Origin of the sequence: Pseudofrankia sp. EUN1h, assembly GCF_001854645.1 — a bacterium.
GTDB classification, from domain to species: domain Bacteria; phylum Actinomycetota; class Actinomycetes; order Frankiales; family Frankiaceae; genus Pseudofrankia; species Pseudofrankia saprophytica.
Genome location: NZ_MBLN01000014.1, coordinates 224,940 through 250,031, shown reverse-complemented (window position 1 = coordinate 250,031; position 25,092 = coordinate 224,940). Strand labels below are relative to the sequence as shown.

At 73.6% G+C, this 25,092-nt stretch carries 20 protein-coding genes; 10 read left to right on the top strand and 10 right to left on the bottom strand.

The window, feature by feature from the left end; genetic code table 11:
* Positions 1 to 94: 94 nt before the first annotated feature.
* Complete coding sequence (cysC, locus tag BCD49_RS05980) at positions 95 to 1,882, bottom strand: adenylyl-sulfate kinase (protein ID WP_071041250.1); 1,788 nt, start codon at positions 1,880 to 1,882, stop codon at positions 95 to 97.
* 236 nt (positions 1,883 to 2,118) lie between these two features.
* Here cysC and BCD49_RS05975 point away from each other — a divergent pair, with 236 nt between their 5' ends.
* Together BCD49_RS05975 and BCD49_RS05970 are read left to right on the top strand one after the other, a co-directional pair.
* On the top strand, positions 2,119 to 2,904 hold the full coding sequence (locus tag BCD49_RS05975) for a 3'(2'),5'-bisphosphate nucleotidase CysQ (RefSeq protein ID WP_007519276.1): 786 nt from the start codon (positions 2,119 to 2,121) through the stop codon (positions 2,902 to 2,904).
* Positions 2,905 to 3,223: 319 nt separating this feature from the next.
* The gene (locus BCD49_RS05970) at positions 3,224 to 3,805 is read left to right on the top strand and encodes a YceI family protein (protein ID WP_007519278.1); all 582 of its coding nucleotides are present in this window, start codon (positions 3,224 to 3,226) and stop codon (positions 3,803 to 3,805) included.
* 39 nt (positions 3,806 to 3,844) lie between these two features.
* On the opposite strand, the gene BCD49_RS05965 is transcribed toward BCD49_RS05970, so the two are convergent.
* Positions 3,845 to 4,435: a TetR/AcrR family transcriptional regulator gene (locus BCD49_RS05965; RefSeq protein ID WP_241832265.1), complete on the bottom strand. Its 591-nt coding sequence runs from the start codon at positions 4,433 to 4,435 to the stop codon at positions 3,845 to 3,847.
* A 153-nt stretch (positions 4,436 to 4,588) separates the two neighbouring features.
* Here BCD49_RS05965 and BCD49_RS05960 point away from each other — a divergent pair, with 153 nt between their 5' ends.
* Entirely contained in the window at positions 4,589 to 6,115 is a 1,527-nt protein-coding gene (locus BCD49_RS05960; protein WP_007519281.1) for an MFS transporter, read from the top strand.
* Between the two features lie 126 nt (positions 6,116 to 6,241).
* Entirely contained in the window at positions 6,242 to 7,315 is a 1,074-nt protein-coding gene (locus BCD49_RS05955; RefSeq protein WP_027140990.1) for an ATP-dependent DNA ligase, read from the top strand.
* A 126-nt stretch (positions 7,316 to 7,441) separates the two neighbouring features.
* Here the strand turns inward: BCD49_RS05955 and BCD49_RS05950 are convergent, their stop codons facing one another.
* From BCD49_RS05950 to BCD49_RS05935, 4 genes are all read right to left on the bottom strand, one after another.
* Positions 7,442 to 9,877 (bottom strand): hypothetical protein, encoded by a 2,436-nt coding sequence (locus BCD49_RS05950; protein ID WP_071041249.1) that lies wholly within the window; start codon positions 9,875 to 9,877, stop codon positions 7,442 to 7,444.
* Positions 9,878 to 9,883: 6 nt separating this feature from the next.
* Positions 9,884 to 10,270: a hypothetical protein gene (locus BCD49_RS05945; protein ID WP_131803378.1), complete on the bottom strand. Its 387-nt coding sequence runs from the start codon at positions 10,268 to 10,270 to the stop codon at positions 9,884 to 9,886.
* Positions 10,271 to 10,415: 145 nt separating this feature from the next.
* A complete protein-coding gene (locus BCD49_RS05940; protein ID WP_007519547.1) occupies positions 10,416 to 11,198 on the bottom strand; it encodes a pyrimidine reductase family protein in 783 nt (260 codons plus the stop codon).
* A gap of 116 nt (positions 11,199 to 11,314) precedes the next feature.
* Positions 11,315 to 12,199: a prephenate dehydratase gene (locus BCD49_RS05935; protein ID WP_007519546.1), complete on the bottom strand. Its 885-nt coding sequence runs from the start codon at positions 12,197 to 12,199 to the stop codon at positions 11,315 to 11,317.
* A gap of 296 nt (positions 12,200 to 12,495) precedes the next feature.
* Here BCD49_RS05935 and BCD49_RS05930 point away from each other — a divergent pair, with 296 nt between their 5' ends.
* The 3 genes from BCD49_RS05930 (at position 12,496) to BCD49_RS05920 (ending at position 14,698) form a co-directional block, all read left to right on the top strand.
* Positions 12,496 to 12,963, top strand: coding sequence for an NfeD family protein (locus BCD49_RS05930; protein WP_027140989.1), 468 nt, complete (start codon positions 12,496 to 12,498; stop codon positions 12,961 to 12,963).
* A complete protein-coding gene (locus BCD49_RS05925) occupies positions 12,960 to 13,964 on the top strand; it encodes an SPFH domain-containing protein (RefSeq protein WP_007519542.1) in 1,005 nt (334 codons plus the stop codon). The genes BCD49_RS05930 and BCD49_RS05925 overlap by 4 nt, the downstream gene beginning before the upstream one ends.
* A gap of 212 nt (positions 13,965 to 14,176) precedes the next feature.
* The gene (locus tag BCD49_RS05920) at positions 14,177 to 14,698 is read left to right on the top strand and encodes a DUF2231 domain-containing protein (RefSeq protein WP_007519540.1); all 522 of its coding nucleotides are present in this window, start codon (positions 14,177 to 14,179) and stop codon (positions 14,696 to 14,698) included.
* A gap of 207 nt (positions 14,699 to 14,905) precedes the next feature.
* Here BCD49_RS05920 and treZ read toward each other — a convergent pair whose 3' ends face one another.
* From treZ to glgX, 3 genes are read right to left on the bottom strand one after another with little or no spacing between them, the layout of a single operon-like run.
* Complete coding sequence (gene treZ, locus BCD49_RS05915; RefSeq protein WP_071041247.1) at positions 14,906 to 16,813, bottom strand: malto-oligosyltrehalose trehalohydrolase; 1,908 nt, start codon at positions 16,811 to 16,813, stop codon at positions 14,906 to 14,908.
* 47 nt (positions 16,814 to 16,860) lie between these two features.
* Complete coding sequence (gene treY / locus BCD49_RS05910) at positions 16,861 to 19,410, bottom strand: malto-oligosyltrehalose synthase (protein WP_071041260.1); 2,550 nt, start codon at positions 19,408 to 19,410, stop codon at positions 16,861 to 16,863.
* 48 nt (positions 19,411 to 19,458) lie between these two features.
* Positions 19,459 to 21,621, bottom strand: coding sequence for a glycogen debranching protein GlgX (gene glgX, locus BCD49_RS05905; protein WP_071041246.1), 2,163 nt, complete (start codon positions 21,619 to 21,621; stop codon positions 19,459 to 19,461).
* Between the two features lie 425 nt (positions 21,622 to 22,046).
* Here glgX and BCD49_RS05900 point away from each other — a divergent pair, with 425 nt between their 5' ends.
* Both BCD49_RS05900 and BCD49_RS05895 read left to right on the top strand, forming a co-directional pair.
* On the top strand, positions 22,047 to 22,577 hold the full coding sequence (locus BCD49_RS05900; protein ID WP_007519531.1) for a DUF3145 domain-containing protein: 531 nt from the start codon (positions 22,047 to 22,049) through the stop codon (positions 22,575 to 22,577).
* Positions 22,578 to 22,932: 355 nt separating this feature from the next.
* On the top strand, positions 22,933 to 23,226 hold the full coding sequence (locus tag BCD49_RS05895; RefSeq protein ID WP_007519529.1) for a DUF4193 domain-containing protein: 294 nt from the start codon (positions 22,933 to 22,935) through the stop codon (positions 23,224 to 23,226).
* Positions 23,227 to 23,387: 161 nt separating this feature from the next.
* Here BCD49_RS05895 and BCD49_RS05890 read toward each other — a convergent pair whose 3' ends face one another.
* Complete coding sequence (locus BCD49_RS05890; protein WP_007519527.1) at positions 23,388 to 24,005, bottom strand: isochorismatase family protein; 618 nt, start codon at positions 24,003 to 24,005, stop codon at positions 23,388 to 23,390.
* A 99-nt stretch (positions 24,006 to 24,104) separates the two neighbouring features.
* Here BCD49_RS05890 and BCD49_RS05885 point away from each other — a divergent pair, with 99 nt between their 5' ends.
* Positions 24,105 to 24,917 (top strand): DUF3097 domain-containing protein, encoded by an 813-nt coding sequence (locus BCD49_RS05885; protein ID WP_007519525.1) that lies wholly within the window; start codon positions 24,105 to 24,107, stop codon positions 24,915 to 24,917.
* Positions 24,918 to 25,092 lie beyond the last annotated feature (175 nt).

The following is a 25,092-nucleotide window of genomic DNA, read 5'->3' as shown; positions in this document are numbered from 1 at the left end:
TGATCCACGTCGTCCGGGTCGGCGGCACGCGCCGCCGGCCCGGACGACGTTCGGGCGGCCGGGCCAGGGCAGGTCGGGTCAAGGGCAGGTCGGGTCAGGCCAGGAGCCAGCCTTCGGCGCGCAGATGGGTGAGCACGGAGTCGACGGCGGCGTCGGGGGTGACCCGCGCGGTGTCGACGGTGACCTCGGCGTCGGCCGGTTCCTCATACGGGTCGGAGATGCCGGGGAACTCGGGGATCACCCCGGCGCGCGCCTTGGCGTAGAGGCCCTCGCGGTCGCGGTCCTCGCAGACGTCCAGCGGCKTGGAGACGTGGACAAGCACGAACCCGGCGCCGCTGCCCGCGACCAGCTCACGAACCCGCGCGCGCGGCGCCGCATGAGGTGCGATCGGCGCGCAGATGGCGATGCCGCCGGCGGCCGCGACCTCGGCGGCGACGAAGCCGATCCGGGTCATGCCCGCCTCCCGGTCGGCGCGGGAGAAGCCGAGCCCCTCGGACAGGTAGGCACGCACCACGTCGCCGTCGAGCAGGGTGACGTGCCGGTCGCCGCGCTCGAGCAGCCGGACCGCCAGCAGGCCCGCGAGCGTCGACTTCCCCGATCCGGACAACCCGGTGAACAGGACGGTGAGGCCGCGGGCGTGCCGTGGGGGGTAGGCGCGCGCGAGCTGGGCGGCCACGCCAGGCGGGGTGAGCTCCGCCGGGATCGGCCTGCCGGCGGCGAGCAGCGCGCCGAGCTCCTCGCGCCCCGGCGCCCCCAGCGCCGGCCCGGTGATGCTGCCGCCAAGACCGTAGAACTCGGCGACGTGGGCGCGCAGGGTCGACAGCTCGGCCAGCCGGTCGGGTTCGCCGGGGTCGGCGCCGGTAGGCGCGCCGAACGGGGAGGTGGCCGTGATCCCGGGCTCCCGGGGCGCGGCGAGCACCGCGCTGGGCGCGACCGGCACCAGTACCAGCAGCGCCTTCGCCGGCTGAGCGTCGGGGGCACGCGCGGCCTGGCCACCCACCGCCTCGGTGCCGGTGGGTGGCGCGGCGGGGCTCGGTGGGTAGGACCGCACGGCCGCCGAGGCGCGGGTGGCCTCGGCGGCGATCGCCTCGCCGGCGAGTGTCGCCTCCGTCGGGCGGATCGGCGCGTCGAGCGCGTCGAGCGCCGCGCGCAGAGCGCGGACCCGCAGGTGGTGACGCGGGTCGGCCGGGTCGGCCCCGCCCATCGGCGCGAGGACCACGCATCGCTTGCCCTGCCGGGTCAGCGCCCGGATGCGGGCGATGTCGGCCGTGTGCAGCAGACCGTCGGCCCAGACCGCCCAGGGTGGCCGGCCCCCCGGCTGGAACCAGTCGCGCTCGCGCAGCAGCGCGCGCAGCTCGTCGGGCCGCGGTCGCAACCCCGGGTAGTCGGGATGGCGTGGCAGCCGCAGTCCCTCGATCCGGCCCGCCAGCCGTACCTGACCCGGCTCCACGACCTCGGCCTCCTCGCCTGGCGCACCGGGCGGCCTGGTCGCGCCGGGTGATCCACCGGCGACGGCACCTGGCTGGGCGGTCGCGCCGGCCTGGCGGACCAGCCCCACCCGCAGCGCGGCGATCATCACCCCCTCGGGGTCGCGCAGCGCCACGGAGTCACCCGGGGCGACACCGGCGGCAGTCTCGGCCGAAACGACGAGCACCGGCATTCGCAGGCCGTCGCGCAGCGTCTCCTCCGCGTATCCGGGCACCGGGCCGAACGTGCCCAGCAGCAGCAGCTCCAGATCGGCGAGCTGGGCGAGGGTGAGCGTGAGCGAGGGCCAGTCCCTGGACGCGGCCGTCAGCTCGGCGGCGCGGTCCGGGCCGACCAGCCTCAGGGGACCTGACGGAATGCCCGGCGATCCGTCGGGAGTACGAGTGGTGGCGGACACCCCGCGACCGTAGCGGTTACGGAGACATTACGGAGCATGACCGCGCCCGTCGGGTGTCGGCCGTCGGGCTGTAGTGCCTGCCGCGCCTGGCACCGGTCGCGTTCGCCGAGCCGGATGGTCGGTACAGAATCGACGAACGCCGTCCGTGGGCAGGCTTGCCGGTCCGTCCGCGGCCGCTTCCGCGGGTCGCGAAACAGATGATTGATGGCAGATGTCTGCCATAGAATGTGGGGCTGATGAGCATCGACGGCACCATAGAGCCAACCGACTCCGCGCCGACCGACGCCGCGCTCGCGAGCCGGCTCGCCACCGACGCGGGCCACCGGCTGCTCGAGATCCGCGACGAGGTGGGCTTCACGGACAGCGCGGCGCTGCGCGACGCCGGCGACGCCGGCTCGCAGAAACTGCTCGCCGCCGCGCTCGCGCACCACCGGCCGGCCGACGCGGTGCTGTCGGAGGAGGCCGTCGACGACCGGGCCCGGCTCGCCGCCGACCGAGTATGGATCATCGACCCGCTCGACGGCACCCGGGAGTTCTCCGAGACAGGCCGCACCGACTGGGCCGTCCACGTCGCCCTCTGGCAGGGCGGCGCCCTCGCCGTCGGCGCCGTCGCGCTTCCCGCCCTCGGGGTGACCCTGTCGACCGCGACCATCACCCCACCGGCAGCGGCGGCGGCGGGGCCGCCGCGCCTGGTCGCGAGCCGGACCCGCGCTCCCAAACTGGTCACCGGCGTCGCCGAGCGGATCGGTGGCGTCGTCGTCCCGATGGGCTCGGCCGGCGCCAAGGCGGCCGCGGTGATCCGTGGCGAGGCGGACGTCTACCTGCACGCCGGCGGCCAGTACGAGTGGGATTCGGCGGCCCCGGTCGCGGTGGCGCTGGCCGCCGGCCTGCACGCCACCCGCATCGACGGCTCGCCGCTGCGCTACAACCAGCCCGACCCGCTCCTGCCCGACCTGCTCATCTGCCGTCCCGACCTCGCCGAGGCGGTCCTTGCGGCGATCGGGGAGTTCACGGCTGGCTGACCGACCGGGAGGCTCGCGGCGTGGCGGCGTGGCGGCGAACTGCCTCGCGCCGCGGGCGAAAGCCGCCCAGGAAAGCGCCGGAAGACCGCCCGTGGCGAGGGAAACCACCCATTCGTGCCATCGGCGGCAGCAGCCCGAAGTGCTCTGTATACGAGAACGTATACGAGAATGTGGTTTGGCCTGAGCGGCAGCCTCTGACCGGCTAGCATCGGCCTGCGACCTGCGGGGGATTGGTCGCACACTCTCCGGTGCACCGACTGGTCGTCCCGCGCGGTCTGGTGACCCATCTCGTCGTCCCTCACCGCACGGAGGCCGTTGAATGACCGCTCCCTCGACCGCCGGGCCCGGCGTCGACTCGCTCCCGCTCGCGGCCGGCTCCTGGGCGTTGGATCCGAAGTCCTCCAGCGTCACCTTCCAGGTCCGCTACCTCGGCGTCAGCAACTTCCGCGGCCGGTTCGACGAGTTCGACGCGACACTGACCGTCGGTGAGACGTTGGACTCGGTGTCCGTCACCGCGTCGATCGAGATGGCGTCGATCAACACCGCGTTCCCGATGCGCGACACCCACCTGCACGCCGCCGAATACCTCAACGCGGTAGGCCAGCCGCGCGTCACCTTCGTCTCCACCTCGGTGGTCGAGGGGCCGGACGGCTACGAGGCGGCCGGTGACCTGACGATCAACGGCGTGACCCGGCCGGTGGCGCTGACCGTCGAGTACTTCGGCAGCGCGACGCACCCCATGGACGGCAGCTTCCGCGCGGGCTTCGCGGCAAGCACGGTGATCCTGCGCAGCGAGTTCGGCATCGACTTCAACATGCCGATCGGCGTCGACCAGTTCGCCCTCTCGGACAAGGTGAAGGTGGAGCTCGACCTGCAGTTCACGGCACCCACCGTCTCCTGACGCTCGTCCCCGCCGCGGGCGGTGGTCCTTCCCGCTGGGTTACCTGGGCGAGTGGGTATGGGCGCGCAGGAAGGTGTCGACGCCGGCGTCGACGGCGGCGCGGACGCGGTCGTCGGGGACAGGCCGGGTGCCCTGCTCGGTGAGGTCGGAGATCTCGGCGCCGATCAGGGCGAGGAACTGGCGGGCGGCGAGCGTCGGGTCGGGCACGGTGAGGTGACCGGCGTTGCCGAGCATCGCGAGCCGGCCGGCCAGCGCCTCCAGGATCGGGGCCGCCGCCTTGACCCGCACCACCCGGTAGACCTCAGGGTCACGCGCCGTCTCTGAAGCGATCATGCGGGCGAGGAAGACGGCGCACGGGGTGCGCTGGCACTCGACGAGCCGCATGCCCAGGTCGCGCAGGCTCGCGAGCCACCCCTGCTCCGAGAAGTCCAGCCGCTGGATCACTTCCAGGACCTGGGCGTTCTGCTGGATGGCCGAGTCGGCGACCGACTCGCGGAACAGCTGCTCCTTGCCGCCGAAGTAGCTGTAGATCGTGGGCTTGGAGACGCCTGCCGACGTGGCGATCGCGTCGATGCTCGCTCGCTCGTAGCCCTCGTCGCCGAAGATCGGCGCGGCCGCGTCCAGGATCACCCGTCGCTTGTCCCGCCGGGCCACCCGCCGCGTGTCCGCGCGACCTGCGTCCGCGCGCCCTGCGTCCGCCACTGCCTCCACGGCACGAGTGTAACGCGATGTTGACGCGCTCCGCAGGTTGCTGCACTAAACGGTTTGGTTTACTTTCGTGCCATGGCAGTAAGTGCGGAGAGCGCCGACGACACGACGACCAACGCGCGGGCGTCCGCCGTCCCAGGCCCGGCCACGCCCGACGCCCAGAACGACGACCGGCGACCGGCGGAACGGGCCGGGGCGCCGACGGGTGCCCTGGTGGCGCTGGGGCTCGCCGCGCTGGTCGCGGTGCTCGACGGAACCGTGGTCTCGGTCGCGCTGCGCACGCTCGCCGCCGACTTCGACGCCCCGCTCACCACGGTGGTCTGGACGACCGTCGGCTACCTGCTCGCGGCCGCCACGATGCTCCCGCTGCTCGGCTGGCTCACCGCCAGGTTCGGCGGGCGGGCGGTGTTCCTCACTGGTCTTGGGCTGTTCGGGCTCGGCTCGGCGCTCGCGTCCCTCGCCTGGTCGGCCGAGGCGCTGATCGCCTTCCGGGTGGTGCAGGGCCTCGGTGGCGGCCTGCTCGAGCCGACGGCRCTCCTGCTCGCGGCCCGGCTCGCCGGCCAGGACCGGGTCGGCCGGGTGCTCGGCACGATCTCTATGATCATCAACGTCGCGCCGGCGGTCGGACCAGTCGTGGGTGGCCTGCTCCTCACGACCGGGCACTGGCAGTGGATCTTCGTGGTGAACATCCCGCTGTGCCTGGGCCTGCTCGTCGTCGCGCTCGTGTACATCCCGGCCGATCGCCCGGCCCGCGCGGCGCCGGATCAGGACGCCGAGGCCGGCGGTACCGAGGCTGGCGGTACCGAGGCTGGCGGCGCCGTGCCGACGGCCGACGTGCGTGGACTCGTGCTGCTGACCACTGGCTACGTTGCGGTCCTGCTCGCGCTGACCAGGGCGGGCCAGGCCGGCGCCGGTCTGGTCGTCGCCCTGGCCGCCGCCGCGGGGGTCGCGCTGCTCGCCGGCTACGCCCGGCACGCCCTGACGGCGACGACCACGCCGGCCTTCGACCTGCGCCTGTTGCGCCGGCCCGGGTTCGGCGCCAGCCTCGCGGTGATGAGCTGCGTCGGGCTGCTCATGTACGGGCAGCAGTCGGCGCTGCCGATCTTCGGGGCCGAGCGTCACCACCTGCACGGCATCGGCCAGGGCCTGCTGGTGTGCGCGCTGGGGCTCGGGCTGTTCGTCTCGATGTCCTGGGGCGGCCGGATGAGCGACCGGACGGGGCCACGCCCGCTGGTCCGGGCGGGAAGTGTGGTCACCGCCGCCGGGCTGCTCACCTTCGCGCTCACCCACGACCGGCTGCCGCTCGCGGCCGTGTTCGTCCTGTTCGTCGCCATCGGGCTGGGCTTCGGCGCGACGGCGTCCCCGACGTTCGCCAGCGTCTTTCGCACCCTGCCGCCCGCCGAACAGCCGCAGGGGACGACCGCGCTGTTCATGTCAGTGCAACTGTCGGCGTCGCTCGGCATCACCGTGCTCGGCCTCTTGCAGGCCAGGGCGGGTGACGACTGGGTCACCTGGCTGTTCGCCCTCCTGACCGCGGCGGCGCTGGCGATGCTCGCCCTCAGCCGCCGCCTACCGGGTCGCGTCGGCGAACCATCGGCCTGATCCACACGGAAACGGCACCGGCCAGGGGCCGCGCTGGGCCGAGTGAGCCGCGAGCCTCTGGCAGGAGAGCGGCCGCAGGGTGGCCGTGGTGGCTGTCCGCGTTCCGGTGTGCGCGACCATGGGTGGGTGGACCTTCCTGTGCTGCCTCCCGTGAAGCCGATGCTGGCCAAGCCTGTGGCGAAGATCCCGGCCGGGATGAGCTATGAGCCGAAGTGGGACGGGTTTCGGTCGATCGTGTTCCGGGACGGGGACGAGATCGAGATCGGGTCGCGGAACACGAAGTCGATCAGGAGGTACTTCCCGGAGCTGGTCGAGGCGTTCCTGGCCGGGCTGCCGGAGCGGTGCGTGCTCGACGGGGAGATCGTCGTGCCGGTGGGGGACCGGCTGGACTGGGCGGCGCTCGGGCAGCGGGTGCATCCGGCGGCCAGCCGGATCAGGCTCCTCGCGGCCGAGACGCCGGCCTCGTTCGTCGCCTTCGACCTGCTGGCCCTCGGGGACGCCTCGCTGCTGGACACGCCGTTCGCCGAGCGGCGCCGGCTGCTCGCCGACGCCGTCGGCGCCACGGCGGCCACTGTCGGGTCCGTCCATGTCACGCCCACCACGACCGATGCCGACGAGGCGGGCCGCTGGTTCGAGACGTTCGAGGGCGCGGGGCTGGACGGGCTGATCGCCAAGCCGCTGGACGCGCCCTACCAGCAGGACAAGCGGGTCATGTTCAAGGTCAAGCACGACCGGACGGCGGACTGTGTCGTCGCCGGCTACCGGCCGTACGCGGCCGAGCCGACCGCCGTCGGGTCGCTCCTGCTCGGCCTCTACACGGACACGCCCGACGGGGGGACGACGCTCGCCGCGGTCGGGGTGGCGTCGGCGTTCACGCGGGAGCGGCGCCGGTCGCTCGCCGAGGAGCTCGCGCCGYTGGTCACGGACCTGGCCGGGCATCCGTGGGCGCCGGAGCGGATGGGGGACACCCGCACGCCGTGGGAGGCGGGGGAGAGCCGGTGGGGCAAGGGCAAGGACCTCTCGTTCGTGCCGCTGCGCCCCGAGCTGGTCGTCGAGGTTCGCTACGACCAGCTGGAGGGGCCTCGGTTCCGGCACACCGCCCAGTTCGTCCGCTTCCGCCCGGACCGCGACCCGGACAGCTGCACCTACTCCCAGCTCGACGAGACGGTGCGCTACGACCTGAGCCAGATCCTGCGCTAGCCGCCAGTAGTACTCGGTCGGCGTGGGCCGGGGTGGGCCGGCGCGTCGAGGCAGCTGGAACTGGGCCGGAAAGTGCGGTCGCGGCCCCAATATCAGCTGCCTCGAAGATCAACTGCCGAGGGGGGCTCAGCCGGTGGGGTGGGGGAGGACGGAGACGAGGACGGGGACGCGGTCGTTGTTGGCCACCAGGGCGGGGCTGGCGAGCCAGCGCAGGTAGGCGGCGCGGCCGGCGGGGGACATCCGCTCCGGGGCGAGGGGGCGGTCGGCGGCGTCGAGGAAGTCGTCGAGCGGGCCGGTGATGAAGCCGTCCCCGCGCGGGTCGCCGGTGAATCGGCGGCGGCGGCCGGCGGCGTCGGTGACCTCGACGGGGATGATCGGGTCGTCGGCGCGGCGCAGCCAGACCTCGGTCGCCGAGGCCACGTAGGCCGCCTGCCAGCCGGGCAGCGCCGCCGCGGCGGCCCGGGCCGAGTCGATCGCGGCCAGCGCGTCCGGCGACAGGACGGCGGGGCCGAACGGTTTGAGGTCGGCCGACGCGGCGGCCACCGGCACGCTCACCGCGAGGCCCGAGAGCGTGCCGACCGGGTCCGTCGGTTTCACCGCGCGGGCGATCGCGGCGAGCTCGTCGATCAGCTTTGCGGTCGCCCTGGCCTCGTCCTGCGCGCCGAGCTCGGCGCGCAGCGTGAGCTGGTCGGCGGTGCGCGCGAGCGTCGCGTTGAAGAAGGCGAACAGCGCCGACTGGCGCAGCTGCCCGAGCGTGCGCGGGCTCGCCGGGTAGGCCGTGCGGCCGTCGCTCCGGTAGCCGCGGGTCGCCGCCCACTGGGCCTGCTCCCACTGCCGCGCGACGAGCGCCGCGTCGGTCGCGAGCGCGCGGGCGGGCGGCCCGCCGGCGGCCAGCGCCTCGCCGAGCAGGTCGGCCCACAGCTCGGCCGGGATCCGCGCCCCGTCGGCCGGACCCGCCAGGTGCGTCGACCAGGGTCCGCCCGCGCTCGCTCCACCCGCGCTTGCCCCGCCCTCGCCCGGGGCCGCCCCGCCCGCCGCGCCGGAACTCGCGGCGTGGCTGGAGGCAGGGGCTGGGCCGGAGGCCCGGGCTGGGCTGGAGGCCGGGGCGGCTGGCCAGTCCGTTACCAGTGCCGCGCCGGCGGTGTCGCGCAGGGCGTCCGCGGCGGGCAGCAGGCCGGTCGCAGAGTTGTACATCTCCTCCCGCCACACGCCCAGCGTCTCGCCGATCGCGACGCGCAGGCCGGCGGGTAGCGGCCAGGACGTGTCCCGGTGACGTGCCTGGTCGAGGTGGGCGGCCCGGTGCTGGTGGACGGCGAAGGCCAGCCGGGCGACGAAGGTCGCGGCCCCCGCCGGGTCGGCCCGGCGTGCCTCGGACCCGCCGGCGCGCCCGACCAGGTACGCCCAGGCGCTCGCGACCTGCTCCGGCACGCCGGCCCGGACCGGCGGTGGCAGGGCCGCCAGCCGGGAACCCGCCAGGACCGTCTCGACGTGGTCGGTGGCGAAGCGCGCCGCGAGCGCCGGCTCGGCGGCGATCGCCCGCAGCAGCGCGGCGGCATAGCCCGCCCGGGCGTCCGCCGGCCCACCGCCGAACAGGCTGACGTCACGGGCCCCACCCGATCCAGGGCCGGTGAGTGGGGCGGAGCGGACCCGGTAGCGGCCGCCGCGGACGTCCGTGCCGGCGAAGAGGGCGTCACCGAGCAGCCGCAGGCTCGCCGGGGCGAACCGGCCATGGCGCAGCAGCGGGCCGAGCAGGGTCGTCTCCGCGGCGCCCGGCTCGCCGCGCGCGTTGAACCGGCCGAGCCAGCCGGCGGTGAGCCCCCCGGCCCGGCTGAACGTGGCGAGCGTGGCGCCGAGCGCCGCCGTCAGCGCGCCCGCGGTCTCGGCCGGCAGGCGTCTGCCGGGTGCGTCCAGGACGGTGCGCGGACCGCCGTGACTGGCGTGGACCCGGCTGCCGCGCGCCGTCGCCTCGATGACGTACCCGCCGCCGTGGACGCCTTCGGCCAGGTGCAGGACGGCTGCCAGCCGGTCGGGGCCGACCGTGCCGACGAAGCCGGCGACCAGGTCGGGGTCGTTCGCGGCGGCGTTCAGCCGGGCGGCGGCGCGGGCGATCGTCGCGACGTCCGGGAACGGCCGAAGGGCCGCGCCGACGAGCTCGGTGCCGAGCAGTGCCCCGGCGGCCCGGGCGGCATCGCCGTCGCCGCCGAACGGGTCGGGCGGGAGCGTCAGCGCGATCCGTGCGCCGCCCCCCACGTCGCCTGGGGCGCCCACGCCGCCCGCACCGCCCACGCCGCCCGCCAGGCCGCCGGGCGGCTCGGCGCCGCGCGCCTCGTCCGCGGCCTGGACCAGCGCGAGCCGGCGGGTCAGCATCCGCCGCGAACCGTCGGCCCAGGCCGCGCCGTGGCGCAGCGCCGCCGCCGGGTCGCCGGGCCGGCCGAGCGGGGCGAGCAGCGCCGCGACCGCCCGCGCATACCGCCACAGCGCGTCACGCAGGGCCTTGAGCCGCTCGATGAGCGCCCCGGTGAGGGCGGTGTCGAGCACGACGCGCTCGCGGGGGCCGGGCATGGCGGATCACCGCCCGTGGAGCGGCAGCCCCGGGACCGGCTCCGGGTGGATCGCCCGCGGGTCGACCGGCGCCACCCACTCCGGCTCGGCCCCGGCGACGCCCGCACAGTCCAGCGCCGCCCCGGCCAGCGTCGCCGCGACCGCGGCGCGAACCCGGGAGAGCTCGCCGGCCCACGCCGTCGCCGCCCGGCCCTCCCAGGCGCCACCGTCGAGCACCGCGGCGACCTGGTCGAACGCCGTGGCCACCTCGGAGTCGGCCGCGCGCAGCGCCGCGGCCGCCGCCAGCAGCGCGCCGCGCCGCTCGTTGGCGACCAGGCCGCCGGGCGGCGGGGGCGCCGCGGCGGAGTCGCCGAGGCCGCCCGCGCCGCTTGGGTAGATCGAGGTGCCCACCACGGTCCGCCGCCCTTCGCCCACCCGGTGCCCGCCCATCGCCCGGGACTGGCCGGCACGCTAGCCAGCTCGCGGCGCGCTCGGAAGGCGTCGACCGTCGGCTGTGGACGGCCGCTGACCTGTGGATATGGCGGTTGGTAGCGGCTCGTTACTGATCGCGGGCGAGCTGGTAGCGAAGGAACAGCTCGCCATCCTCCTCGAGCAGCTGCCTCAGCGTCATCGTCCGCGCCGACGGCCAGGGAAGCCCGGCGACGATGCCAAGATGCCCCGGTCCGCCGAGAAGCGGGGCGATCGTCAGGCACAGCTCGTCGAGCAGTCCGGCACCGACCAACTGGCCGTGCAGCACCGGGCCACCCTCCGTGAGTACCCGCGGCAGGCCGCGCGCGACCAGCTCGGCGAGCGCCACCCCCAGCTCCACGCGCTCGTCGCCGCAGACGACGACCTCGGCGACCTCCCGCAGCGCCGCCGCCCGCTCCGCCGGCGCGCTCGCCCGGGTGAGCAGCAGCGGCCGGACCTCGGCCGCGAACAGGCGTGCCGCCGGGTCGAACTCCAGCGATCCGCTGATCACGGCGATCGGCGGGACGGGCGCGAGCCCGGCCGCGACCCGGATCTCCCGCCGCTCGGGCGGCACCACCGCCGGGCCGTAGTCCTCGGTCCGCGCGGTGCCCGCCCCGACGAGCACGACGTCGGCGAGCCAGCGCAGCGTGCGGAACACCCGCCGGTCCGCCGGTCCGCCGAGGCCGCCCGAACGGCCGTCCACCTCGGCGGCGCCATCCGCCGACGCGACGAAGTTCGCGCGGACGTGGGCGGTGCCGAGAGGGAGCACGGGCACGGCGTAGGCGGCGTCCAGGTCGTCCTGGGTCAGGTCGCCCTGGGCCAGGTCGGACCGGGGCGGCGAGCTCGGTTCGGGCACGGGCAGGATGCGGCGCACCGGCCCGACCCTAGCGCCCGGTCCAGGCGGAATGTGCCGGCAGTGCGGCGGTTCATGACGACGCCGCGCTCCACGGGACGCGCCAGCCGGCCATGACGGCGCGCTCCGCGGCCGCGCTAGCTGGCGCCGTTCCCGGGCCGGGCGGCGGCGGCCTGGCTGGTGAAGCGCTCGCGGTAGCGGCTGGCGCGGTAGACGCCGAGGATGCGGTAGTCGGCGAAGAAGGCGAGCTCCTCGAACGCCCGCGCGACGGCCGGCTCCTCCGGGCTGCCCTCGACGTCGGCGAGGAACTGGGTGGCGACGAAGTGGCCGCTCACCATGAAGCTCTCCAGCTTCGTCATGTTGACGCCGTTCGTGGCGAAGCCACCGAGCGCCTTGTAGAGCGCGGCCGGCCGGTTCTTCACCTTGAAGAAGAACGTCGTCACCAGCTCGTGCACGCCGGCGGCGGCCCGCAGGTTCTCGCCGGAGAAGATGAGGAACCGGGTGGTGTTGTGGTCCTCGTCCTCCAGGTCGGCGCGCAGGATCGCCAGCCCGTAGACCTCGGCGGCCATCCCGGAGGCGATCGCCGCCCTGGTCAGGTCGCCGGACTGGGCGAGCTCGCGCGCGGCCCCGGCGGTGTCCGCGTCCGGCACCGCCCGCAGGCCGAGCCCCCGCAGTGCCTCCCTGCACTGGGCGAGCGCCTGCGGGTGGCTGTGCACGGCCTTCAGCCCGTCGAGCGTCGCGCCGGGCAGCGCCATGAGCTGGTGGTGCACCGGCAGGAAGTACTCGCCGATGATGTGCGCCTTCGCCTGCGGCAGCAGGTGGTGGATGTCCGCGACCCGGCCCGCGGTGGAGTTCTCCACCGGGATCATCGCCAGCTCCACCGTGCCGTCCTCGATCGCGGCGAAGCACTCCTCGAACGTCTGGAACGGCACCGCGTCGAAGTCCGGGTAGACGTTCCGACAGGCGAGATGGGAGTTCGCTCCAGGCTCGCCCTGGTAGGCGATGCGCTGCCGGGATGTCATGACGGGCACGGTGTCGTCACGGTTCCTTTGTCGAGGTCGGGCGGCACCGCCGACCCGGCGGCACCAGCGCCCTGGCGGCGCCGTCAGGGTGGCGGCGCGAGGCTGTCGTCAACGGTACCCAACCCGCTGGGCCGGCCGAGCCGAGCGGCCGGCGGCACGCTCGTGGAGGGGAAAGGCGCTGATCCGCCGGGTCCGCGTGAGCGTTTTTCGCGATGGCCGAACCGACTGATTTCCTGTTTGTCCGGCGGCCGACATTGCCAGGCGGAAAACCGCATGATCAGGCCTACGATGGAGTCGTGCCGGCCGAGGTTGTCTGGTTCGTGGTCGCGGGGGCGCTCGCGGTCGGTGAGCTGCTCACCGGCGGTCTCTACCTGCTCATGCTGGCCTGCGCGGCGCTGGTCTCCGCGCTGGTGGCGCTCCTCGGCGGCGACACGGCCTGGCAGGTCGTGGCGTTCGTCGTCGCGTCGGGCGGCCTGACCTTCGGGCTGCGCCCGATCGCCCGCCGCCATCTCATGAACACCCCGCTCGTCGCCACCGGCACGGATGCGCTGGTCGGCAGCGAAGGTGTCGTCCTGGAGCGAGTCGACCGTGACGACGGCCGGGTGAAGATCAGGGGCGAGGTCTGGTCGGCACGGGCCTACCCGGAGGACGCCGTGCTCGCCGCCGGCAGCCGGGTGCGGGTGCTGCGCATCGACGGGGCAACCGCCATCGTCCACCTGGAAGAGATCCCGGGGCCGCAGGCTCCACGAGGAGAGTTGGCATGACCGGTGGACTGATCGTGGCGGTCGTTCTGGCGTTCGTCGCGCTTATCTTCGTCGTCCGAACAATCAAGATCGTTCCGCAGGCCCGTGCGATGGTCGTCGAGCGGCTCGGCCGTTACAACCGCACCCTCGTGCCGGGGCTCGCGCTGGTGGTGCCGTTCGTCGACCGGATCCGGGAGCGCATCGACCTGCGCGAGCAGGTCGTGGCCTTCCCGCCCCAGCCGGTGATCACCGAGGACAACCTGGTCGTCGGCATCGACACGGTCCTGTACTTCCAGGTCACCGACCCGCGCGCGGCCACCTACGAGATCGCCAACTTCATCCAGGCGATCGAGCAGCTCACCGTCACCACGCTGCGCAACGTCATCGGTGGCCTGCACCTGGAGGCCGCGCTCACCTCGCGGGATCAGATCAACACCCAGCTGCGCGGCGTGCTCGACGAGGCGACCGGCAAGTGGGGCATCCGGGTCAACCGGGTCGAGATCAAGGCCATCGAGCCACCGCGCTCCGTGCAGGAGGCGATGGAGAAGCAGATGCGCGCCGAGCGGGACCGCCGGGCGGCGATCCTCGGCGCCGAGGGCATCCGGCAGAGCGAGATCCTGCGGGCCGAGGGCGAGAAGCAGGCGGCGATCCTGCGGGCCGAGGGCGACCAGCAGGCGCAGATCCTGCGCGCGGACGGCGAGGCGAAGGCGATCGCGACGGTGTTCGCCGCCATCCACGCGGGCGACGCGGACCAGAAGCTGCTCGCCTACAAGTACCTGCAGACCCTCCCGGAGATCGCCCAGGGGCAGGCCAGCAAGCTGTGGATCGTCCCGAGCGAGCTGACCACCGCGCTCGGCAACGGCCTCGGCGAGCTGAACGGCCTGCTCGGCAAGATCTCGGCCCCGGCCCCGGCGCCGTCGGCCGGCGTCGCGGACCCGGACGCCACGCCGCGCCCCGGCAGCCGCCTCGACAAGGGACCGATCCGCGCCACCCCGGAACCGGGTGAGCATCCGACCTCGTAGCGGGGCATCGGCCTGCCGCGCGGCGCACAGCCGGCCGGCGCACTTCGGCGCTTGACGAAGGGTAAGTAGTAAGCAGCCTGCTAAGGCGCCGGAGATTCTCAGGAGATTCCCAGCCAACGTGGGCAAGGTCGGATGCGATCTCCTCTGTGGCCAGTAGCCGCGGCGGCTGATCTGTCACCTCACCCGCCCTGCATCTCCACCAGGAGGCCGCGTTGCCCGCTACCGTGTTCGGGCTGCCCACTCACGCCCTGATCGTTCATGCCTCGGTTGTGCTGATACCACTGGTGGCGACACTGCTGGTGCTCAGCGCGCTGTGGCCACGGCTGCGGCGTAACCTCGGGCCCCTGCCCGCGCTAGGCGCCGCAGCCGCGCTCATCCTGGTTCCGGTCACGACGTCGTCCGGGGACAAGCTGCGCGAGCGGCTGGGCGCCGACAACCCGCTGATCGAACGGCACGCGGATCTCGGCGAACAGCTGCTGCCCTGGGTCGCAGGCCTGTTCGTGGCCGCCCTCCTGATGCTCTGGGTGGACGGCTGGCGCCCGACCGCCTGGGCGACACCGGCGCCGTCAGGGGCGGGGTCCGCGGGGCAGGCCAGGCCGCGCGCGCTGGTACTCGCCGCGTCGCTGATCGTGGTGGCGCTGGCCGTCGTGACCGTCGTGGAGGTGGTCCGGATCGGGCATTCCGGTGCCGATGCGGTCTGGAAGGGCACCGCCGCCGCCTCGTCGACGGGCTGACCGCCGATCGGCGATCTGGCGACCCTGGGCGGGGCGGATTTTCCGACGGCGGGCCGGGCGGCGACGATAGGGCCATGGCTACGTACGTGATTCTGCTGGTAGTGGTCCTGCTGTTCGCGCTGGGCCTGCTCGGGCTGCTGTACTTCGTGCTCCGCCGCGCCGAAAGCCCCCAGGAGACCACCCGGAGACGCTGACCACCCGGGGACGCTAGGGGGCCGGTACCGGGCGGTGCTCCCCGAGGTGGCGCGGCAGCAGCCGGGCGATCACCACGGACTCGCCGTCGGTCTCGACGCTGTCCGGCTGGTAGACGAACCCGGGGGTCGACGCGGCCAGTACGTCGATCACCACGCCGCCCGGCCCTGGCAGGTCCGCCTGCTCATGGGCCGGCCCCGTCGGGTCGATGGGGATCGACTGCCGCGTCCCCGACAGGTTGCACACCACGGCGATCTCGGCCGGCGGGCCGCCCCGGTACAGCACGAACCACCGGGCCCGCTCGTCGTAGGCGCAGCGCACGCCGGCCCAGGACGGGTCGGCCAGGTCCGCGACCGTGCGCCGCAGCCCGATCAGGCGCCGGTGCCAGTCGAGCAGGCCTCGGTGCGGCTCGGCGGCCGGCTGCGACCAGTCCAGCTTCGATCGGGTGAACGTGGCCTCGGCCTGCGGGTCGGGCACGTCGCCCGGGCGCCAGCCATGGGCGGCGAACTCGGCCCGCCGGCCGTCGCGGACGGCCTGGGCGAGCCAGTCCGCCTCGTGGTCGGTGAAGTAGGCCCAGGGGGTGGTCGCGCCCCACTCCTCGCCCATGAACAGCATCGGCGTGAACGGCCCGGACAGCAGCAGCGCGGCGCCGACCCGCAGCAGGCCGTCGGACAGCGTCGCCGCCGCCCGGTCACCGATGGCGCGGTTGCCGACCTGGTCGTGGTCCTGCAGGAAGGTGACGAGCCGGGACGCCGGCACCGACGGCGGGATCTTCCGCCCGTGGGCGCGGCCGCGGAACGTCGAGTACGTCCCGTCGTGCACGAATCCGCCCTCGAAGGCCTTCGCGAGCGTCGCGAGCGAGCCGAAGTCGCGGTAGTAGCCCTGCCGCTCACCGGAGAGGGCCGTCCACAGCGCATGGTGGATGTCGTCGGCCCACTGGCCGTCCATCCCGTGGCCGCCGGCCTCGACCGATCTGATCATCCGCGGGTCGTTGAGGTCGGACTCGGCGACGAGGAACAACGGCCGACGCTGGTGCCCGCCCAGGCGGTGGACCGCCGTCGACAGCTCCTCGAGGACGTRCATCGCCCGGCTGTCGCGCAGCTCATGCACCGCGTCCACCCGCAGGCCGTCGCAGTGGTAGTCGCGCAGCCAGGCGAGCGCGCTGTCGACGATGAGGGCCCGCACCTCGTCGGAGCCGGCGTCGTCGAGGTTGACGGCCGAGCCCCACGGGGTGGCGTACCGGCCGGTGAAGTACGGGCCGAACCGGCCCAGGTAGTTCCCGTCGGGCCCGAGGTGGTTGTAGACGACATCCATGACGACGCCGAGGCCGCGGGCGTGGGCGGCGTCGACGAACCGCCTGAGCCCGTCCGGCCCTCCGTACGGCTCGTGGACCGCGAACAGGCCCACGCCGTCGTAGCCCCAGCCGTGCCGGCCGGGAAACGCGTTCACCGGCAGCAGCTCGACGGCGTCCACGCCGAGGTCGACGAGATGATCGAGCCGGCCGGCAGCGGCGTCGAACGTCCCTTCCGGGGTGAATGTGCCGATGTGCAGCTCGTAGAGCACGCTTCCGCCGAGCGGCACGCCCCGCCAGCCCTGGTCCGTCCAGGCGAACCGGCCGTGGTCGGCGACCCGGGACCGGCCGTGCACCCCGTACGGCTGCCACGCCGACCGCGGGTCGGGCAGCTCCTCGTCCGTGCCGTCGAGCCGGAACGCGTAGTCGGTGCCGTGCCCGGCGCCCGGCACCTCCGCCGTCCACCAGCCGCCGGGACCCGCCGCCAGGTCGGTCACCAGGTCGTCCGCCGGCTCGGCGGCGCCACCGGTGCCCGGACCGCCGGCATCACCGGCCGCGGGCGGGTCACCGGGCCGCGCGGTGACGACGGCGACGGACTTCGCGAGGGGCGCCCAGACCCGGAAAGTGCTCATCGCCTCTGTCTTACCGCCGGCACCCCCATGCCCTAACGCCGGGTGGTCTACGGGACGCGGATGAGCATGGTGACGGGGAAGTCGCGCAGGAGGCGCAGCACGTAGGCGGTGCCGCCGTCGTGGCGGCGGCCGGTGAGGACATCGAGCCAGCGGCCGTCGGGCAGGGCGAGCGTGGTGTCCCGCCAGCCACCGCCGCGGCGCAGACCGAGCACCAGCCGGGGCACCACGGTCACCACCGACTCGGCCCTGGTGAACGCCACCAGGTGCTCCGCCGCCGAGCCCGCCGCCCACAGGGGCCGGTAGGACGCCCCGGGCCCGAACCATTCGGGGTGCTCACGGCGCACCCGCAGCGCCCGGGAGACCACCAGCAGCTTGGCGGCGCCGGTGTCGTCGAGCGATGGCGGGCGCCGCGGCAGCGGGTCGGTGCCGAGCTCGCCGAGCAGCTTGGTGCGCTCCCCGAAGTTCACCGGCCGGCGGTTGTCCGGGTCGACCAGCGAGTGGTCCCACAGCTCCTGGCCCTGGTAGACGTCCGGGACGCCGGGCGCGGTGAGCTGCAGCAGCCGGGCGGCCAGCGAGTTCTGCCGGCCGAGCTCGACGATCGTGGAGACGTAGTTCTCCAGCGCGGCGACGAAGTCCGGGTCCTCGAGGGCGGCGTCGACGTAGGTGGTGAGCGCGTTCTCGTACGCCGGGTCCTGGTCGCTCCACGAGGTGTGCGTCTTGGCCTCGCGGACCGCCTTGAGCATGTACTCGCGGACCCGCTCGGCGGTGATCGGCCAGGCGCCGACCAGGACCTGGATCAGGTGGTAGACGGTGTCCGGGTCCGGCCAGCCGCGTTCGGCGTCGGTGTGCCGGTAGCCGAGCCGGCCGAGCTGGCGGACCACGTCCGCCCAGCCGCGCGGGTCCTCCGAGAGCACCGCCAGGCGCGCCCGCACGTCCTCCGAGCGCTTGGTGTCGTGGGTGGACAGCGTCGTCATCGTCAGCGGCCAGGTCCGCGCCGTCGTGACGTTGGCCTCGTGGAACTCGTGGACGGCGCTGCGTGGATGGCCGGGCGGGAAGGCCGGGTAGGCGCCGGGGTCACCGCCGACCTCGTTGAGCGCGACCAACTGGCCGAACCGGTAGAACGCGGTGTCCTCGACGCCCTTGGCCATCACCGGGCCGCAGGTCTGCTGGAAGCGGACGACGAACTCCGCCGGGCCGCCGAGCGCCAGGTCCTCGATCAGGTCGATCTCGGTGGCGCGGCGCGGGATCCGGCGGCGCGCCTCCTCACAGGCCCGGACGACGTGCGAGCGGGCCTCCAGCGACGGGGTGCCGTCCGGGCGGACGTAGGCGCGGTAGACGCCGAAGCCGGCGAGCACCTCGCGCAGCGCCTCGCGCAGGCCGGTGCGGGTCAGGTCGGCGCGGTCCCGGCGGGCCTCGGTGAGCGCGAGCGCCGTCAGCCGGTCCAGCTCGGGGCRCAGCACGTTGTCCAGCACGTCCAGCTTGGCCTGGTGCGCGGTGTGCGCCCAGTCGGGCGCCTCGCCGGAGACCTCGGCGTAGAGCGCGGCCAGCGGGCGGGCGGCGAGTGGGTCGAGGAAGAGCCGGGTGATCCGGTTCAGCGCCTCGTAGCCGGTGGTGCCGTCGCAGGCCCACGCCTCGGGCAGGGACTCGTCGCCCTCGAGGATCTTCTCGACGACCGTCCACACCCCGCCGGTCGCGTCCGAGAGCCGGCGCAGGTACTCCTCCGGGTCGGCGAGGCCGTCGGGGTGGTCGATCCGCAGGCCCTCGACGGTGCCGGCGCGGACCAGGTCGATGAGGAGGCGGTGGGTGGCGGCGAAGACGTCGTGGTCCTCCTGGCGCAGCGCCGGAAGGGTCGTGATGTCGAAGAACCGCCGGTAGTTGAGCTCGGTGCCGGCGGTGCGCCACCAGCACAGCCGGTAGTACTGGGCGTCGAGCGTGCCGGCCAGGTCGTCCGGGTCGGCGGTGCCGGGYGCGACCGGGAGGACATGGTCGTAGTAGGTGATCACCCAGTCGTCGCCGTCGACGGTGTCATCGCCGGCRCCCACGTCGCCGAACCCGGCGAGGTCCCCGGCGCCGGTCTCCGCGGCGTCGGCGGTCCTGACCAGGGAGATTTCATCGGCCTCGAGGCAGTCGTGCAGCGGCTGGCCGAGCAGCGGCATCAGCACCTTGCCGGGGTTGTCCGTCGACGCCCAGTCGATGTCGAACCAGTTGGCGTAGGGGGAGTCGGGGCCCTCGCGCAGCACCGACCACCAGACGGGGTTCRCGGTCTGCGGGGTCGGGATCGCCATGTGGTTGGGCACCACGTCGACGACGAGGCCCAGACCCGCCCGCCGGCAGGCGGCGGTGAGCCGGCGCAGGCCGCCGACGCCGCCGAGCTCCGGGCTGATCCGGCCGTGCTCGACGACGTCGTAGCCGTGCATCGAGCCGGGGGCCGCCTCCAGGACCGGCGACAGGTACAGGTGCGAGACGCCGAGCGCCGCCAGATACGGCACGATCACCGCGGCGTCGGTGAAGTTGAACTCCAGGTGCAGCTGGAGCCGGTAGGTCGACGTGGGCACGACCCGGGTGCGCTCGTCGCCAGTCGGGCCGCCGTCGCTCATCGACACCCCTCCATCCGCTCCATCCGCCCCGAAGCGGCTGATCCGGGCTTAGTCGGCACGGCGCAGGACGAGCGTCGAGCGGGCGTCGAGGGGGACCGCGTCTCCGGCCTTGACCAGGTGGGGGCCGGCGTTCGGCTGCGGGGCGTCGCCCTGGGACTGGGCGGAGACCCGGGTGTCGACGACGATCTCCCAGCTGGGGCCGAGCTCCACCGGCGGCACCTGGAAGCTGACCGTCTCGTGGTGGGCGTTGAAGAACATCAGGAACGAGGTGTCGAGGACCGGCTCGCCGCGTTCGTCCGGGTCGGGGATGCCGTAGCCGTTGAGGAACACGGCCAGCGAGCGCGCGGTGCCGGACTCCCAGTCGTGGTCGGACATCTCGCCGCCGTCCGGGCGCAGCCACACGATGTCCTTCAGGCCGTCGTCAACCCCGTACTCCCCGTCTCCCGTTCCCCGGATCGGGGCGCCATGGAAGAACCGGCGGCGGCGGAACACCGGATGCTCGCGGCGCAGCCGCGACACCTCGGCGGTGAACCGCAGCAGGCCGGAGTCCTGGGCGGCTGGCGACCAGTCCAGCCAGCTCGTCTCGTTGTCCTGGCAGTAGGCGTTGTTGTTGCCACCCTGGGTGCGGCCCATCTCGTCGCCGGCGACGAGCATCGGCACCCCCTGGGACAGGAACAGCGTCGTGAGGAGATTACGGGCCTGCGCACCGCGCAGCGCGAGCACCGCCGCGTCGTCCGTGGGCCCCTCGGCCCCGCAGTTCCACGACCGGTTGTCGTCGGAGCCGTCCCGGTTGTCCTCGCCGTTCGCCTCGTTGTGCTTGCCGTTGTAGGAGACCAGGTCGGCGAGCGTGAAGCCGTCATGCGCGGTGACGAAGTTGATCGAGGCGATCGGGCGCCGGCCGTTGAACTGGTAGAGGTCGCTGGAGCCGGTCAGCCGGGAGGCGAACTCGGCGATGCCGTGGTCGGCGCCGCGCCAGAAGTCGCGGACGGTGTCGCGGTACTTGCCGTTCCACTCCGTCCACAGCGCGGGGAAGTTGCCCACCTGGTAGCCGCCCTCGCCGAGGTCCCACGGCTCGGCGATCAGCTTCACCTGGGAGACGATGGGGTCCTGCTGCACCAGGTCGAAGAAGCTCGACAGACGGTCGACATCGTAGAACTCGCGGGCGAGCGTCGCGGCCAGATCGAAGCGGAAACCGTCGACGTGCATCTCCGTCACCCAGTAGCGCAGCGAGTCCATGATCAGTTGGAGCACGTGCKGGTGGCGGACGTGCATCGTGTTGCCCGTGCCGGTGTAGTCCATGTAGTACTGCGGCTCGTCAGCCATCAACCGGTAGTAGCCCGCGTTGTCGATGCCGCGGAAGCACAGCATCGGGCCCAGGTGGTTGCCCTCGGCGGTGTGGTTGTAGACGACGTCGAGGATCACCTCGATCCCGGCGTTGTGCAGGTCCCGGACCATGCCCTTGAACTCCTGGACCTGCTGGCCGAGGCCGCCGGAGGCGGAGTAGGCGTTGTGCGGGGCGAGGAACGCGATCGAGTTGTAGCCCCAGTAGTTGCGCAGGCCCCGGCTCACCAGGTGCTCGTCGTGGACGAACTGGTGAACGGGCATCAGCTCGACGGCGGTGACCCCGAGCTTCTGGTAGTGCTCGATCATGATCGGGTGGGCGACGCCGGCGTAGGTGCCGCGGTAGCCGTCGGGTAGATCGGGGTGGCGCATCGTGAGGCCGCGGACGTGTGCCTCGTAGATGACCGTCTTCTCGTACGCGGTGCGCGGCGGCCGGTCGCCGTTCCAGTCGAAGAACGGGCTGATCACCACCGACTTCATCACGTGTGGCGCGGAGTCCGCCGTGTTGAGGCTGTCTGGTTCGCCGAAGGTGTAGCCGAAACACGCCTGGTCCCAGTCGATCTCACCGTCGACGGCCTTGGCGTAGGGGTCGAGCAGCAGCTTGTTCGGGTTGCAGCGCACGCCGTGGGCCGGGTCGTGCGGGCCGTGGACCCGATAGCCGTAGCGCTGGCCCGGTCCGACCCCGGGAAGGTAGCCGTGCCAGACGAAGGCGTCCTTCTCGTGTAGCTCGATGCGCTGCTCGGTACCCCCGTCGTCGAACAGGCACAACTCGACCCGCTCCGCCACCTCGGAGAAGATCGCGAAGTTGGTGCCGGATCCGTCATATGTGGCGCCCAGGGGATAAGGGTGGCCAGGCCAGACCTGCGACATACCCGCGAAGCCTACGGAATCTACCCCCACATGGGTCCGGTGGCCGCCCGCGCGCCTGGTGTTCCGTGGACGGAGGAGCCTCTCCCGGCCCGCGGGGAGAGGGGGAACGCGCGACGGGAAACCCGACGGCGGCGAGCACGGACCAGCGTGTCGTGGCCCAAGGGGCCGTCCGTCACAGAAGCGGACCGGAACCGCCACACCGCGGGCTGGTGCGCGGTGACACGGATCGGACACGCGCCGGAGACCTCGCCGACACCTGGCCTGGACTGTCACCCGGATTGCGGGTCAGATAACTCGTTTGGGTGGCCAAACCGGTGGTCCGCGACCCCCGTGACATGGCACGATCGTCCCGTACCCGGCACAGGCCCACCGCTGACGAGACGCAAGGGGAAGGCGTTCCTCGTCGACGGAGGTACTCCGTGGTCATGTCGTCAGCCCAAGGGCTGTCATCCAGCTCGGCGTCGAACGTGGTGCCGGGCATGTTGTCGGTGCTCGCCTGCCCGCCGGCGCTGTGCCCACACCTGGAGTTCGCCGTGTCCGGCGCGCTGTCGGCGACGGTGTCACTCACCTGGTCGCCGCAGCCGGCCCGGCCCGGCTGTCTCTACGCGGGGCTGGAGTGGCGGGGCGCTCCCGCGACCGCCGGCCGGCTCGCGACCCGGCTGCGCCGTCTCGGCCACGTCACCTTCGAGGTCGTCGAGGGCCCGTCGCCCGGCTGCGACGCGGAGCGCTACTCCTACACGCCCGACCTCGGCCTGCACCGGGTCGGCATCGCCGCCAACGGCGACGTGGTCATCGGCGAGGCGGCGCTGCGCGCCCTGCTGGAACGCGGCGAGGGCCGCGACACCCTCGCCCGCGGCCTGCACCGCCTGCTCGGCACTGACTGGGACGACGTGCTCGAGCCGCTGCGCCGTGGCTCCCACGGTGCCCCGGTGACCTGGCTGCGCCGGACCGGATAAGGTCGGGCGCTGGGTCGGGGGCTTCGCCCCCGACATCCTGGGCGCCTCGCGCCCTCGCCTGCCTCGCGCGGCTCGACGTGGATGTCCGTGTTCGGGGTATACCAGGTCCGGCCCGATGACTGGGCTGGCTGGCCTTCCGCTGGTCTGGGCTGTTCGGCACGCCGCGCGGGGGCCGATGTGACCACGCTGCGCGGTGGCCCGGTCGTATCGTGTGGCGAAGGCCACAGGAAAGTCCAGGGCACAGCCTGGGCACATTGCCAGACAGTCGTGCGTTGTGGGTTGGGCACGAGGAGCGCAACCTACGGAATCGGCTTCGTCGATTCCGCGGGGACCCTGACCATCTGGGAGAAATCAAGTGGCCACCGACTACGACACCCCCCGTACCGCGGATCTCGAGGACGCCCCCGAGCAGAGCCTTGAGGCCCTCAAGGCGCGGCGGGCGGACGCGGCGGCCGACCTCGGTGATGAAGTCGACCCGTTCGAGACCGAGCTCGACCTGCCCGGAGCCGACCTGTCTGGCGAGGAGCTGAACCTACGGGTACTGCCTCGCCAGGCCGACGAGTTCACCTGCACCAGCTGCTACCTGGTTCATCACCGTAGCCAGCTGGTGGACGCTCGTCGCATGATCTGCCGGGACTGCGCCGCCTAACGAAGATTTGCCGCGTAACTGGGAAACAGCTCGTTTCCCACCGCGCTGGCCCGGTCGCCGGGGTCTCCGGGGACCCTGCCGAATTGGCGATGCCAATCCGGCGGGTCCGCGGCTCAGCCCCCGGCTCCGGACCCGCGCGTCCCTACGAGATCACGTCTTCCCTACGAGATCACGTCTGATGGAACCCGCGGGGGCGCATCCACCTGCACGCCCGCGGCGCGCAGCTCGGCGACGGTGCGTTCGTCGTCGCCCGGCTGGAGGTTGACGAAGCGGGTGAGCTCGAGCGGGACGATGACGTCCAGCCCGAGTCGCCGCGCGTCCAGTGCCGTCTCCTTGACGCAGTAGTCGCCGGCGAGGCCGACGACGACCACCTGGCGACAGCCGGCCGCGGCGAGCCGCTCGCCGAGCACGGTGGAGGTCCGCGCGCCCGACTCGGGGTCGCGCACCGAGAACCCCGAATAGCCGTCGGCGCCGTCGGCGCCCTTGCGAACCACCTCGCCGGTGACGCGCGCCCCGGCATGGAACTCGGCGCCCGCCGTCCCGGCGACGCAGTGTGGCGGCCAGACGCCACCGGACGTGACGAAGTGTGGTGTGACCTCGGGGTGCCAGTCCTGCGTCCAGAAGACGGGTGACCCGGCGGCCTCGGCCTCGGCCACCTGCGCGTTGACCGCGTCGACGATCTCCTCACCGCCCCGCACGTACAGGCTGCCTCGCGGCGTCGCGAAGTCGTTCTGCAGGTCGACGACGATCAACGCCACCCCGGGGCCATACGTCGTCATCGGCGTGTTCCTTCCGTGTCGCCCGCTGTGCCCGCCCCGCCGTGCCCGCCCGGTGTGCCCGCGTGGGGGCAGTCGTGCTGTGATCCTAGGGTGTCGGGTATGCGTAGCCGTGACTATGGCCGGGACGTACTGGCTCCGTCCGCGAAGAAGGCGCCGGCGCCCCTGCCCATCGTCGAGGCCGAGCTGGACCTCGTCGTCGAGGACCGGGTGAGCGGCTTCTGCGGAGCCGTCGTCGAGCTGGACGCCATCGGGGTCACCCTGGAGGACCGGTTCGGCGTGCGCCGCCTCTTCCCCCTGGAGGAAGGGGCGTTCCTGGTGGAGGGCCGGCGGGTGACGCTGGCGCGGCCGCGCCGGGCGGCGCCCACGGGTCCCTCGCGGACCGCGTCCGGCTCGGTCGCGGTGCCTGGCGCGCCGGCGCGGGTCGCCAGGGCCAGCCGGATCTACGTCGAGGGCCTGCACGACGCGGCGCTCGTCGAGCGGGTCTGGGGCGACGACCTGCGGGTCGAGGGTGTCGTCGTGGAACCTCTCGACGGCGTGGACGAGCTGCCGGCGATCGTCGCGGCGTTCCGGCCGGGCTCCGGGCGCCGGCTGGGGGTGCTCGTCGACCACCTGGTCGCCGGCTCCAAGGAGAGCCGGATCGCCGCGTCCGTCACCGGCGAGCACGTCCTGGTGACGGGCCATCCCTACATCGACATCTGGCAGGCGGTGAAGCCCGCCTCCGTCGGCATCCGGGCCTGGCCCGAGGTGCCGCGCGGTCAGCCGTGGAAGGAAGGCGTGTGCCGCGCGCTCGGCGTGCGCGAGCCGGCAGAGATGTGGCGGCGCGTGCTGGCGTCCGTGGACAGCTACAGCGACCTCGAGGTGGGTCTGCTACGAGCCGTCGAGGAGCTCATCGACTTTGTCACCACCGGCTGATCCGCCCCCGTCCGCGAGCCAGCCGCTGTCGGCCGGCGGTCGGCGGCCGACCGGGGTCCGCAGGCCGACCGGGGCCCGCGGGTCCTCGCGGCCGCCGCGGGCGGGTGCGGGGCGCCGGAGCGCGCCGGCCCGGCGAGGGCGGCGCAGCCGGTTGGGGTTAGCGAGACGGTCGCCG